At 64.4% G+C, this 13429-nt stretch carries 9 protein-coding genes; 5 read left to right on the forward strand and 4 right to left on the reverse strand.

Annotation, left to right across the window (positions count from 1 at the left end; translation table 11 throughout):
* Window positions 1-46: 46 nt before the first annotated feature.
* The 3 genes from AC3WUM_RS16900 to AC3WUM_RS16910 are packed head-to-tail and all read left to right on the forward strand — an operon-like array spanning window position 47 to window position 4910.
* Window positions 47-1033: an HlyD family secretion protein gene (locus AC3WUM_RS16900; RefSeq protein ID WP_492411577.1), complete on the forward strand. Its 987-nt coding sequence runs from the start codon at window positions 47-49 to the stop codon at window positions 1031-1033.
* Window positions 1030-3744, forward strand: a complete 2715-nt coding sequence (gene rbbA, locus AC3WUM_RS16905) for a ribosome-associated ATPase/putative transporter RbbA (RefSeq protein ID WP_492411578.1) — start codon at window positions 1030-1032, stop codon at window positions 3742-3744. The genes AC3WUM_RS16900 and rbbA overlap by 4 nt, the downstream gene beginning before the upstream one ends.
* 50 nt (window positions 3745-3794) lie before the next feature.
* Window positions 3795-4910, forward strand: coding sequence for an ABC transporter permease (locus AC3WUM_RS16910; RefSeq protein ID WP_492411721.1), 1116 nt, complete (start codon window positions 3795-3797; stop codon window positions 4908-4910).
* Window positions 4911-4975: 65 nt separating this feature from the next.
* On the opposite strand, the gene ftsH is transcribed toward AC3WUM_RS16910, so the two are convergent.
* A complete protein-coding gene (gene ftsH, locus AC3WUM_RS16915; protein WP_492411580.1) occupies window positions 4976-6814 on the reverse strand; it encodes an ATP-dependent zinc metalloprotease FtsH in 1839 nt (612 codons plus the stop codon).
* A 199-nt stretch (window positions 6815-7013) separates the two neighbouring features.
* Here ftsH and AC3WUM_RS16920 point away from each other — a divergent pair, with 199 nt between their 5' ends.
* Entirely contained in the window at window positions 7014-8048 is a 1035-nt protein-coding gene (locus AC3WUM_RS16920; RefSeq protein WP_492411581.1) for an NAD-dependent epimerase/dehydratase family protein, read from the forward strand.
* 87 nt (window positions 8049-8135) lie between these two features.
* A complete protein-coding gene (locus AC3WUM_RS16925) occupies window positions 8136-9092 on the forward strand; it encodes a hypothetical protein (RefSeq protein WP_492411583.1) in 957 nt (318 codons plus the stop codon).
* A 32-nt stretch (window positions 9093-9124) separates the two neighbouring features.
* Here the strand turns inward: AC3WUM_RS16925 and AC3WUM_RS16930 are convergent, their stop codons facing one another.
* The 3 genes from AC3WUM_RS16930 to AC3WUM_RS16940 are packed head-to-tail and all read right to left on the reverse strand — an operon-like array spanning window position 9125 to window position 13361.
* Window positions 9125-10081, reverse strand: a complete 957-nt coding sequence (locus tag AC3WUM_RS16930) for an SUMF1/EgtB/PvdO family nonheme iron enzyme (RefSeq protein ID WP_492411584.1) — start codon at window positions 10079-10081, stop codon at window positions 9125-9127.
* Window positions 10082-10128: 47 nt separating this feature from the next.
* Window positions 10129-11847: a hypothetical protein gene (locus AC3WUM_RS16935; protein ID WP_492411586.1), complete on the reverse strand. Its 1719-nt coding sequence runs from the start codon at window positions 11845-11847 to the stop codon at window positions 10129-10131.
* A gap of 17 nt (window positions 11848-11864) precedes the next feature.
* Window positions 11865-13361: a UbiA family prenyltransferase gene (locus AC3WUM_RS16940; RefSeq protein WP_492411587.1), complete on the reverse strand. Its 1497-nt coding sequence runs from the start codon at window positions 13359-13361 to the stop codon at window positions 11865-11867.
* Window positions 13362-13429 lie beyond the last annotated feature (68 nt).

A 13429-nucleotide genomic window follows, 5' to 3' on the forward strand; every position in this document is an offset into this window, starting at 1 on the left:
TGCGCATGATCGGAGTCGTGTCATCAAAAAAAGCCATGCACTGCTGATGTGGGTCCTGGCCGCCGCGGCGATCGCGATCGCCGTCGTCGCCATCACCGCCGGAATCGTCACTCGCGCCTGGCAGCGTGAGCCGCAGTCGGTACTCGTGGACGGAATCGAAAGCGGCAACGGGCGACTGGAAGCGCGCGAATACGACATCGCCACGCGTATCGCCGGGCGACTCGCGGATCTGACGATCACCGAAGGCGATGAAGTGCGCGCCGGTCAGATCGTCGGCCGTATCGATACCGCCGAACTCCTCGCCCAGCTCGAGGAGGCACAGGCGCAGCGGCGGCAGGCCGCCGCAGCCGCCGAAAGCGCCAGCGTGATGGTGCGGCAACGCGAGTCCGAACGCGCGCTCGCGCAACTCGAATTGGGGCGTGCCGACCGTCTGCACAAGCTGTTGGCGGTTTCCACCGAGCAGCTGGATCGCGCACGCACCAGCGACGTCGCCGCCAGCGTGGCCGTTCGCGCGGCGCGGGCGCAGGTCACCGCCGCGCAGGCGACGATGGAAGCCAGCGCCGCGACGGTACGGCGGATCCAGACCTATCTCGACGAAGCGGAGCTGCGCGCCCCGGTGGACGGCCGTGTTCTGTATCGGCTCGCCGAGCCCGGCGAAGTGCTCGCCGTCGGTGGCCGCGTGGCCACCGTACTCGACCTCAGCGACGTGTTCATCACCGTGTTCCTGCCCACCGATCAGGTCGGCCGGCTCTCGGTCGGAGCCGAGGCCCGGGTCGTGCTCGATGCAGCCGACGCCTACGTGTTTCCGGCCCGCGTGTCCTTCGTTTCTCCCGAAGCGCAATTCACGCCCAAGGAAGTGGAAACCCGCAGCGAGCGTGACAAGCTGATGTTCCGCGTCAAGGTACAGATCGATCGCGAGCTGCTTCGGCGGTACTCCTCGCGCGTCAAACCCGGCATGCCCGGCCTGGCCTATGTCCGCACTCGCACGGAGACGGCGTGGCCGGCACCGCTGGCCGTGAAGCTGCCTCCGTGAACGGGATCGTCGTTCGCTGCGACGGGGTCTCCCACCGTTACGGCGGTGTGCTCGCACTGCAGGGAGTGAGCCTCGAACTTCCGGCCGGCCAGATACTAGGCCTGATCGGACCGGACGGCGTCGGCAAATCGACCTTGCTGTCGCTGATCGCCGGAGCGCGGCGGCTGCAGACCGGAGACGTCTCGGTACTCGGCGGCTCGATGCGCTCCGCGTCGTATCGCCGTAGCGTGGCGCCATGCATCGCCTACATGCCGCAAGGCCTGGGCCGCAATCTCTACGCCTCGCTGTCGGTACGCGACAACATCGACTTCTTCGCACGCCTGTTCGGGCATCCGCCGGATGTGCGCCGCAGGCGCATCGACGAGTTGCTGGCGGCGACCAACCTGAGCGGCTTCGATGATCGCCCGGCAGGCAAGCTCTCCGGCGGCATGAAACAGAAACTGGGTCTGTGCTGCTCGCTGGTACACGACCCCGACCTGCTGATCCTCGATGAACCCACTACCGGAGTGGATCCGCTGTCGAGACTGCAGTTCTGGGAGTTGATCGAGCGCATCCGCACGAGACGCCCGCAAATGAGCGTGCTGGTTTCGACCGCCTACATCGGCGAGGCGGAGCGCTTCGGCCAGCTCCTGGCCTTGCATGCGGGGCGCATCCTGGCTCGGGGCGCACCGCGCGAGTTGTGTGACCGCACCGGCACGGACAATCTCGACGAGGCATTCATCGCTCTGCTGCCGGAGGCGGTGCGCAGCCGCCATCATCGCTTCAGCATTCCGCCGAGACCGGCGGACGGGGACCAGCCGGCGATCGAAGCCAGCGGGCTGAGCAAGCGCTTCGGCAGCTTCCTGGCCGTGGACGACGTCAGCCTGCGCGTCGAGCGTGGGGAAATCTTCGGCTTTCTCGGCTCCAACGGCTGCGGCAAGACGACGACGATCAAGATGCTCTGCGGCCTGCTTCCGTCGAGCGTCGGCCAGGCGCGTCTGCTGGGCCAGCCGCTGGCACCGGGCGACCGCAGCACGCGACGGCGCGTCGGCTATGTCTCGCAATCGTTCTCGCTCTACGGCGAACTGTCGGTGCGCCAGAATCTGCGCCTGCATGCGCGCTTGTTTCTGCTCGATACCGAGGCCACCCGTCAGCGCTGCGAACAGCTGCTGGCCCAGTTCGAGCTGCAGGAGCATGCCGATGCGACCGCAGGCTCGCTGCCCCTGGGCATCCGCCAGCGCCTGTCGCTCGCGGTGGCGGTGATCCACCGTCCGGACGTGCTGATTCTCGACGAGCCCACTTCCGGCGTCGATCCGATCGCCCGCGATCGCTTCTGGGAGCTCCTCGGCCAGCTCGCACGCGAAGAACACGTGACCATTTTCATCTCCACCCATTTCATGAACGAAGGCGAACGCTGCGACCGCGTCGCCCTGATGCATGCCGGACGCATCCTGGCCTGTGACACGCCTGCCGCACTGATCAAGGCCAACGGCGTGGCAAGCCTCGAGGAGGCCTTCGTCCAGCGGCTTCGCAGCGCGGGTGCGGGCGAGGCGACGGCACCGGAAGCGGCGGCCATATCGGCGGCGAGCCGGCGCACCAGTGCCGACGCCGTGAACAGCCTGCGCCGGCTTTGGGCGCACGCGCGTCGCGAAACGCTGGAGCTGCTGCGCGATCCCATCCGTCTCACCTTCGCCCTGGCAGGGTCGGTGCTGCTGATGTTCGTGCTCGGGTACGGCATTTCGATGGACGTGGAGGATTTGCGCTTCGCCGTGCTCGATCGCGATCACACGCCCGAGAGCCGCGATTACGTTCAACAGATCGCCGGCTCGCGCTACTTCCTCGAGCAGGCTCCGCTGTCCGGCAATCGCGATCTCGATGCGGCCTTGCAGTCGGCACGCATCAGCCTGGCCATCGAGATCCCGTCCGGGTTCGGCCGCGACGTGCGTCGCGGCCGTGCAACCGAAGTCGGCGCCTACATCGATGGCGCGATGCCTTTCCGCGGAGAGGTCATACGTGGCTATCTGCAGGGCTTGCATGCGAAATGGCTCGCGACTCGGAATACCGAGAACGGCGTCGCTTCCATCCGCACCGGCGATCTGGCTCCGCGCTATCGCTACAACCAGGCGTTCAAGAGTCTCTACGCGATGGTGCCCGGGGTGATTCCACTCTTGCTCGTATTCGTTCCGGCGATTCTGATCGCGCTGTCGGTGGTCCGCGAGAAGGAGCTCGGCTCGATCACCAACCTCTACGTGACGCCCACGCGGCGTTTCGAATTCCTGATCGGCAAGCAATTGCCTTATGTGGCGGTATCGCTGTTGAGCGCCTGCGTGCTGGCCCTGCAGGCGGTCTTCGTCTTTCATGTGCCGATCAAGGGCGATTTGCTGGCGCTGGGGCTGGCGACGACGCTCTATCTGATCGCCACGACAGGCATCGGGCTGTTCGTATCGACACTGACCAGAAGCCAGATCGCGGCGCTGGTGGCGGCCGCCATCGGAACCATGATCCCTGCCATGCAGTTCTCCGGAATGATCTACCCGGTGGCGTCGCTCGAAGGCACGGGCGCGCTGATCTCCAAAGTGTTTCCCACCACCTACTTCCTGCAAGTCTCGCGCGGCATCTTCGCCAAGAACCTCGGGCTTGCGGACGTGCGCTCCGCGTTGCTGCCGATCGCGCTTTTCATTCCGGCGATCACCACCGCCTCGGTGCTGCTGCTGCGCAAGCAGGAGCGCTGAACGTGGGAAACCCTGCCCAGCCCGCGTTGGATTCGCATCGGCAGCAAGGGATCCGGGCCGCCTGGCTTCCGCTGTGGCAGCTCACGCTCAAGGAGTGGCGCAGTCTTTGGGCCGACAAAGGCCTGCTCGCGTTCGTCCTGTTCGCGCTGGTGGGAGCCGTCTGGATCGCTGGCCGCTCGGGCGGGCAGGAAATGCGACGTGCGCCCCTGGCGATCGTCGACGAAGACCGCTCGCCGCTGTCACGCTCGATCGCACAGGCGCTGGCTCCGCCGGAATTCCTGCCGGCCGACTACGTTCGCTTCGACGAGGTCGACCGCCTCATGGAGGAAGGTCGTTATACCTTCGTGCTGATCATTCCGGCCGGCTTCCAGCGCGATCTGGCCGACGGCCGCGACCCGCGCCTGCAGATCGATCTCGATGCCACCGCGATGTCGCAGACGATGCTCGGTGCGGGCTATATCCAGAGCATCGTCGATCGCGAGATGAAGCGCTTCGTCGGCTCCGCGGCGGGGGCGAACGTCGACCTGCGCATTCGCAGCCAATTCAATCCCAATCTCGACGGCGGTCGATTCATTGCGGTGATGGAACTGGTCAACAACGTCACCCTGCTGTCGATCATCCTGGCCGGCGCCGCCGTCCTGCGCGAGCGCGAACACGGCACGCTGGAGCATCTACTGGTCATGCCGGTGCGTCCCAACGAAATCATGCTGGCCAAAGTGCTCGCCAGCGGTGCCGTGGTCCTGCTCGGCGTGCTGCTGTCGGTAAACCTGGTGATCCGCGCAGCGCTGCAGGTTCCCGTGACCGGATCGCTGACGCTGTTCATGTTTGGCTGCGCGCTGCACGCGTTCGCCTCGGCATCGCTGGGGATACTGCTGTCCACCATCGCACGCTCGATGCCGCAGCTCGGCCTGCTGATGATTCTCATCGTGCTGCCGATGGAAATGCTGTCGGGTGGCTCCACCCCGCGCGAATCGATGCCGGAGCTGCTCCAGCGGATCATGCTCGCCTCGCCGACCACGCATTTCGTCTCGTTCGCCCAAGCCATTCTGTATCGCGGTGCCGGCTGGACCACGGTATGGCCGCAACTGCTCACGCTGCTCGGACTCGGCGCTGCCTGCTACGTCCTGGCGTTGCAGCGCTTTCGCGCGAGCGTGGCGCGCGGCTGAAGCGCCACTGCATGCGCAATCCCGCGCTCGGCGTGCCACGGCCGGCATGAACGCCGGCGCTCGGTCTAGCCGGACGGAACCGCCTTTTCGGACGAGGTGGAGAACAGCGCTTGCAGTTCGGCTTCGCTCATCGTTTCCTGTTCCAGAAGCCGATGAGCCGCGGCTTCGACCGCGGGCCAACGCTGCTTCAGCAGCTCGGCCGCTCGCGAATGCGCGCTCTTCACCAGCACGCTGACGGCGCGATCGATGCTCTGCAGCGATTGCTCGGACACGTGATCGAAGTAGGTTTCGCTGGGGCCGGCGTGCTGGTCGAGTACCGGATGCGCCTCCTCCTTGAACACGACCGGCCCGATGTCCTCCACCATGCCGTACCGCGCCACCATTGCGCGTGCGATGTCGGTCGCCTTCACCAGGTCGTCCGCCGCACCGGTCGAGACATCCTTGAAGGCCAGCTCTTCTGCGGCCCGCCCGCCCAGCAGCACCGCCATTTTGTTCTCGAGTTCGGTGCGCGACATCAGGTAACGGTCTTCCGTCGGCCGGCGGATGGTGTAGCCGAGCGAGCCGACTCCGCGCGGAATGATCGATACTTTCTGCACATGCTCACCACTCGCGAGCGCGAGCGAGACGAAGGCATGGCCGATCTCGTGATACGCCACGTAGGAACGCTCCGCCGGGTTCAGCAGGCGGTTCTTTTTTTCGAGCCCTGCGACGATGCGCTCGATCGCCTGGATGAAGTCGTCCTGCACCACGGCCCCGGCATCGCGACGCGTCGCCAGCAGCGCGGCTTCGTTGACCAGGTTGGCGAGATCGGCACCGGAGAAACCCGGAGTCAGCGCGGCGATCTGCTCGGCCTTGACGCCGGTGTCGAGATGCACTTTACGCATGTGCACGTTCAATATCTGCACGCGCCCGACCTTGTCCGGCCGATCGACCAGCACCTGGCGATCGAAGCGGCCCGCGCGCAGCAGCGCCGGGTCCAGTATCTCGGGCCGGTTGGTCGCCGCCAGCAGCACCAATCCACCGCTGGGATCGAAGCCGTCGAGCTCGGACAGCAGCTGGTTGAGCGTCTGCTCCTTCTCGTCGTGCCCACCGAAAGGATAGGCGCCGCGCGCACGCCCCAAGGCGTCCAGTTCGTCGATGAAGATGATCGCCGGCGATTGCGCGCGCGCCTGCTCGAACAGATCGCGTACGCGTGCGGCGCCGACACCGACGAACATTTCGACGAACTCCGATCCGTTGATCGAGAAGAACCGTACGCCGGCTTCGCCGGCCACGGCACGCGCGAGCAGCGTCTTGCCGGTGCCGGGCGGCCCGACCAGCAGGATGCCCTTCGGCAATCGAGCGCCCAGCCTGCCGTAGCGCTTCGGATCCTTGAGAAAGCTGACGACTTCCTGCAGCTCGGCCTTCACCTCGTCCACGCCTGCAACGTCCGCGAACGTAAGCTTGGTATCGGTTTCGACGTACACCTTTGCCTTGCTCTTGCCGATGGCCATGAGCCCTCCGCCCAACGACTGCCGCTGCGCGATGCGGGGCGCGATGTAGAGCCACAGCAGCAACAGGATCGCCGCGGGCGCGACCCATCCGATCAGCTGCCACAGGAAATCATCCTGCTGCACCGCGTAGTAGCGCACATCCGCTTTGTCGAGCCATTGGGCCGCGTCCGCATCCACTCTGAGTGTCGACACCCGCGCCGGTTCGCCGTCCTTGGGCTGGGTCAGCCGCCCTTCGAGTACTTTGGGCGATACGGCGACCTCGGAGATTTGCTTCTGTTCCAGCAGCTGGCGGAACTCACTGTACGGAACGACGCGTATCTGGCGGCTTGCGCTGAGAAAAAGCTGAAGTAGCAGCAAGGCGACGATCGCAATGATCCAGTACCGGACGTGGAAGCGGGAACGAGGTGGCATGGCGTGATCCGACGATGACCGGTCTCCATTGAATGTGAAATGCCGCGGTTCGGCATTGATGCAGGACAGGCTGCGCAAAGCCACCGGACCGGATGTTGATGAGTATCAATGCATGCCGCCCCCCGGCTGCCCAATATCGACGGACCCACGGGAACCCAGGCGCATGCCGGGTTCCTGTCATGAGCAGCTGGAGGGCCCCATGCATATCCTGGTCACCGGTGGAGCCGGATTTCTCGGCATCAACCTGAGCCGCTATCTGCTGGCGCGCGGCCATCGCGTGCGCTCGCTCGACATCGCCCCCTTCGACTACCCGGAATGCGACAGGGTCGAAGCGCTTCTCGGCGACATCCGCGATCCGGTCGCGGTCGAGGAGGCGATGCACGACATCGATCTGGTCGTGCACGCGGCGGCGGCCCTGCCATTGAGCCCGCGCGAAGAAATCTTCTCGACCGAAATCAACGGCACGCGGCTGCTGCTCGATGCGGCCTTGCGCGGCAACGTCGGCCGTTTCGTCTACCTGTCGTCGACTGCGGTATACGGCATTCCGGATCACCATCCGATCGCGGAGGATGACCCGCTGAGCGGTGTGGGGCCTTATGGCGAATCCAAGATCGAGGCCGAGAAGCTGTGTGTCGACTTTCGCCGACTCGGCCTTTGCGTATCCATCCTGCGGCCGAAGAGCTTCGTCGGACCCGAGCGCCTCGGCGCATTCGAGCTTCTGTACAGCTGGGCCAGGGAGGGTCGCAATTTCCCCGTGCTGGGCTCCGGCGAAAATCACTATCAGCTACTGGATGTCGAAGATCTCTGCGAAGCGATCTACCGTTGCCTCACGAAGGACGCGGAGCATGTCAACGAAACCTTCAACGTTGCCGCCACCGAGTTCGGAAGCATGCGTGAGAACATCCAGGCCGTCCTCGACCGGGCCGGTCACGGCAAACACGTGATCGCGCTCCCCCTCGGCCCCGCGATCACCATCTTGCGGCTGCTGGAATTTCTGCACCTGTCTCCGCTTTATCGTTGGATTTACGAGTCAGCCGGACAGGAGAGTGTGGTATCGACCGAGAAAATCGAAAAGGCATTAGACTTCACCCCGCGCTACTCAAATCGTGTCGCGCTGCTTCACAACTACGACTGGTATCTCGGTCACTACGCGGAGTATCAGGGCCGCCACGGCGTGTCCCATCGCCTGCCTTGGCGGCATGGCATGCTTGCCATGGCGAAGTGGCTATTCTGATCCCCTCCTGTTTCCAGGCCCTCGATCATGCTTTCTCGGTCATGTCGCAATTCCGACCTCATTTCCTTTCCACTCCGGGAGCGGTGATTGACACAGCCCACCGGGTTCCGGTCGCGTGGCGCAGGCAGTAGAAGACACGCTGGCGCGACGATTCGGCGCGACCTTCCACTGAGTTTGGCGCGTCTGTTACTGCTTGCCTGCTGTCAGTTTTTCACCTTTGCAGCGATTGCGGCCGAGCCCTTCTGCGCAGAAACACTGTCCGCCTCCATTCCTCCACGCCCGATGTCGGCCGCTTCGGGTAGCGTCTTCTTGCAAACCATCTCAGTCCTCGGCGAGGACGCGCGCGAGGATGCCATCCGCGCTGCACTGCTCGACGGCGATCTGCCCAATGGACTGCGCGGACTCAAGCCCGTGCGCTTGCGCGACCCGGCCACCGCGCACGAGATCACTTTGTGCGTCATGCCGGACTATCTGGCCGTCGGCAGCGACGAGGACCCGTTGCTGATCCCGATGCGCCTCGCCACGGCACTGGAAGTTGCGAGCCGTTACGGCTTTTTACTGCCGACTCGGCGGATCGTCGATGCCATCTACCGGCAGTCCTCGATCAAGCTGAGCCCACAACCACTTCCGGCGAGCGATGAGATGCGCTCGGCGCACTATTACCGTCGCCACAACGAACTGGTGCAGGCGCAGCGAGCGAACTGGACGACCGCAGGAGACACGCTATTGGCCGGTGACAAGAAGGACCTCGTGCTGACGAGCCTGCTCTGGAGCCGGCCGGATCGGGTGGCGATCTACGGCTGGCATCGCCCTGATGGCCGGCCGATCCAGCCGCTGAGCACCGTGCACGACAAGCGCTACGCCGACTACAGCCATGGTGTACGTCTGGTAAGCCAAACCGCATATGTGGATGGCGAGCCCCGGTCATTGCTGCGGTTGTTGCAGGACCCGGCATACGCCCCTCTGCTCAGCGACGAAGGGCCGCTGCCCAGACTGGGCGAACTGATCGCGAAACTGTCCACTCCGCCTTCGCGGTCACCGTAGATCCTTGGCTTGTGGCGATACCCGCGCCCCTGTCAGCGATCCTTGCAACAGCGAAAGCCCAAGTGATAGTTCGCGTGGCTACGGGAATCCATGACTCGCGTGCCGTGCCAGTACGGCGCACGCCAGCGGCACCAGTCCTCGTGCGCACGATAGCGATCGAAGATGAACCAGCTGCCTTTCATTTCAGTGACCCCAAGCGAACGGCTGCCCCGGCTGGCCATCTGCTCCGATGACAGCGGCAAGTTCATGTGCTCCGCGGCGTTGCCGTTGATGTCGTAGACACCGAGCGCGCTGCGGCACTCGGGAAAGGATCCCGTTGGATAGGTGTTGGAGCCGCAGCGGTTCCAGCCTCCACCTTCGCAGCCGGGCGTCTTCTCGCTGTTGGCGGCACATATCCCATACTGGTACTGCGGACCGTAGCTCCAGCGCTTGTGCGCCTCGTTCGCCGCGTTATGAGCCGCGCGCATGCGGCTCACAGCCGCTCCGGCATCGACTCCGCGCGCCAGGTCGAAACGGTAGTCCGGCGGCTGCAGATCACCTTCGCAGGCGCCTTCCCATTCATGCGCATCGCACAGGCGCTTGCCCAGCGCCTCGCAGGCCTGCTCGGCCTCGACGGCCCGTATCCACACCACCGGATAGGTGCACGGAACGTCGGGAAACTCGAACTGGTCGATGCAGGCGGTGGCGTCGCCCGGTGTCTGGGTCGCAGGGTCGTACAACGGGGCCATGAACGCATCGCCGCAGATGCGCAGGAAGCCGGCATCGGCATACCGCGCCGAGCCTCCCGTCACCTGCTCGCATTGTCCGGGCGTCATCGGATGACGCGCGATGGCGGGATTGCCCTGCCCGGCATAACCCGACCGCTCGAACACACGCCTCAGGCGATCCATCTGCTCTGCACTGTAGCCATGCGCCTGCTGCATCCGTTCGAACATCAGCTCGTTCTGCTCCGACAACGGCGACGCCGATGTCCACGACGACAGAGACATCAATATCAAACCCAGGGCGGAGCCTCGAACATGACGGTGTCGCTTGATCACGGAACTCGCTTCCGGACCAGATAGAAGAAATCCCGGTCGTCGGGAAAGCCGATGAAGCGTGGGGCCAGCATGCCGCCGCCTCCTTTGCGATCGACGGCCGCCATGCCCTCGATGAGATGCTGCACCTGCAATTCGCGTCCGCGGTGCGTATAGATCGCCAGATAGGTGTGCTCGAGCGCATTCATGTCCAGATGCATGGCGTAGCGACAGTGATAAGCCTCAAACACACGCGCCATCGCGGAGGGCGTCGCACTCGAGAAGTACCCATAGATCAGGAAGCGTCGAGCGCCGCTTTGTTGAATACAGGCGCCGGCGCGCAAGGTGCGCAGATGCGAGTCCTTCGAGCCGGACCAGTTGCCCAGCTCCCATCGGGTCAGCAGTGGGCCCGGCCTGGTGCGATCGGAGTCCGCGTCGTACTCCAGCACCGCCACCCCGTTCTGACGCGCATGAAGAATGCGAGGCAGCAGTGCCTCGTCGGACTCAACCCAGGTCTTCATGTCGACGTGGCCGTCGTCGAGCACGTACAGCGTCGACAAGCCGGGCTGGAGCTTGCTGAGGATGACCCCCTGTTCGATGAAGCCGTAATGGCTGCCATGATTGCGCCGTGCGAGATCGCCGGCGCGAAAGGCTCCATGTTCACGCTTGAAGCCTCCCGTGAAAGCGGCTGCCACATGCGGTGCCACGACCGGACTGACCATTCCGTTGGCGACGAGCGGAGCAATGGAGCCAATGCCGTCCGGCCCCGGCAACGCGGAATCACGCGGCTGTCTCGGAGCACGTGTCGACCAGTCCACTCGTGGGTGATCCGTGCCCAACGCGAAGCCGAGTTCAAATGTGTCGAGATCGAAGGCGACCAGATAATCGAGCGCCGAGGCTTCGATGTCGTCCAGCGGCGCCATGCCCGCATCATCGCCGAGCGCACCGATCGCCTCGGGCGTGATGGCGCTCGCATACGCACCCGGCTGTTCCTGCACCGCATACCAATGGCCCAGGTGTACGGAGGTACCGACGTCTTGCAGAGAAAGGCCCAAGCCCTGCGGAACGACGTCACGCTTGCCCGCTTCCGGATTCACTTTCGCAGGGCGAGGTGCATCGGGGAGTGCCACGAATCCATCGCGCGTTGGCGGGCCGGCTTCGGCCTGCTGGCGATAAGCATCGGAGAAGAAGCGGTCACGGACCAGCACCACGATCTGTTCTCCGCCCCAGACGTAGTCACGCAGAAAATCAGTGGTCCTCTCGATTTGCGTGTAGGTGCCGCGCACCGAGTTCCGCAGAAACAGCGCGCCCTTGCACAATGGGGCATAGGCCAAGCCGCCGGCACGCGCCTGCGAGAGCCTGTCGGTCGCATCCCACAAAGCGCATGTGCGACGACCTTCCGCAGTCTCCAGCAGCAGGCCGGCGGGTGCGTCAGCCATCAGCCTCAGCCGCTGTGCGGCAGGCTGCGCGTTTTCCAGATGGAACTGCCTCGCGACACCGGCGCTGTCGGTCAGTGTCAGCAGATGCCAGCTGTTCACCGCCGGGTTCAGATTCACCAGCGCAAGGTGCAGCGGCTTGCCGTTTCGGTCACGGCTCTGCAGGCTCTGGCTGCTGCGATAGGGCTGAAGCTCCAGCACCGTCTTGGCGCCCGGCCTCTCATACTCGGCCCACTGTCGTGACAGTTCCTCGCGTCCATCCTGTGCGATCGCGGCCGAGCCGAGCAGCAACAGCAGCGACAACGCCCAAGACCTGCCGCTCATTTCGCCATCACCGTCGCCGCACCCATTGCGGCGAGCAAGCCCAGGCTGATGCGGTCGGTCACGGCGAATGCGAGCGGATCATTGGCCAGACCGCCGCGACGCGCCATCAACCACAGATAACTGATCCAGTAGAACAAGAGCCCGAGCAAGGGCCAGAAGTAATGTGCATCCACGGGACGGGTCGAATCGACCACACCGTGCCCGACGAGCGCCAGCAACATTACGGCCAGATACCCCGCACCCACACCCTGGGCTGCAAGCAAGTCACGCTCTTCGATCCGGTAGCCTCGGGCGGCGGTGGCCGACATCGATTCCATGAGGCCGAGTTCGGCGTAGCGTTTGATCAGGGCCAAGCTGAAAAACAACATCATGGTAGACGCGACGAGCCACATCGAGGGCTCGAGTCCCACCGCCCAGGCGCCGCCGACCACGCGCAGACTGTAGCCGGCACTCAGGATCAAGACATCGAGTAGCGCGATGTCTTTCAATCCCAGCGAATAGATCGACATCAGAACGAAGTATGCGGCCAAGACCTGGACGAACGCCGTGCTCAAGGGCCAAGCGATCAACAGCGCCGTAAAGGTCAGCAGGGGAATCATCGCCAGTGCATGCCACAACGGCAGACGCCCGGATGCCAGTGCCCGTTGGCGCTTGTGCGGATGACGCCGGTCAGCAGAGAGGTCCAGCAGGTCATTGAGCAGGTAAATGCTCGATGCGCAAAGGCAAAACGAAACGAACGCGAGTCCAGCTCGCCACAGCAGGGAGGCCGCTGCTCCGCCGAACGTAAGCGCGAATGGCAAGAAAACCAAAAGGTTCTTGAGCCAATGATGAGGTCGCAGCGCATGCATCAACGGCCCAATCCCGGCCCGATCGCGCTCGAAAACTCGTACGACTTTCGGATCCTGCAGAAAACGTGCGGGAAAGCCGCCATTGTCGACGATCAGCATCTTTCTAGCCGAACGCCAGATTCGATAATCGCGCCAGCTGTTGCCGAGATAATCGAAGCCGCCTCGGCCGAAGCGTTGCACCAGCAAGTCCCGCTTGGCACGCGAATCGAGGTTGCGACCTTCATCACTGGCGATCACCTCTTCAAACAGCGCAGGATCGCGCGCAATCTGTCCTGCGAGAATGCGGTCCGCACCGGTGGCGAGCACCAGCCGCCTGCCACCGGCTCGCTGAGCCGAAAGATAGTCGATCACGGCCTGGTTCCGGGGCAGCACGGCGAAATCCGGCATTGCCTTCAACGCGAGCCGATGCTTGAGATAGGCGCGGCCGCGCAGCAGCCACAACAACAGCAGCGGCAATGTCCAGGGACGACGGCGAACCAGCTCCAGCATGCATTCGATCAGCAGGTCGGTGCGCAGCAGGCTGCCATCGAGATCCACGACGAGTGGCAGGTCGCGGTCGTGCTGCGCACCGAGCACTGCTCCCGTCGGGGCGGAGCCGCCGGATACGGCGCCAGCATTTGCTATCGCAACGGCCCTTGAGTTCATGGCTGGAACCGCATCCTCGATGCACCCACGATCGCGTCGTTCGGAGCCACGACTGACGGTACGGCTGG

It is taken from the genome of Hydrocarboniphaga sp. FW305-C-57, from assembly GCF_058783045.1.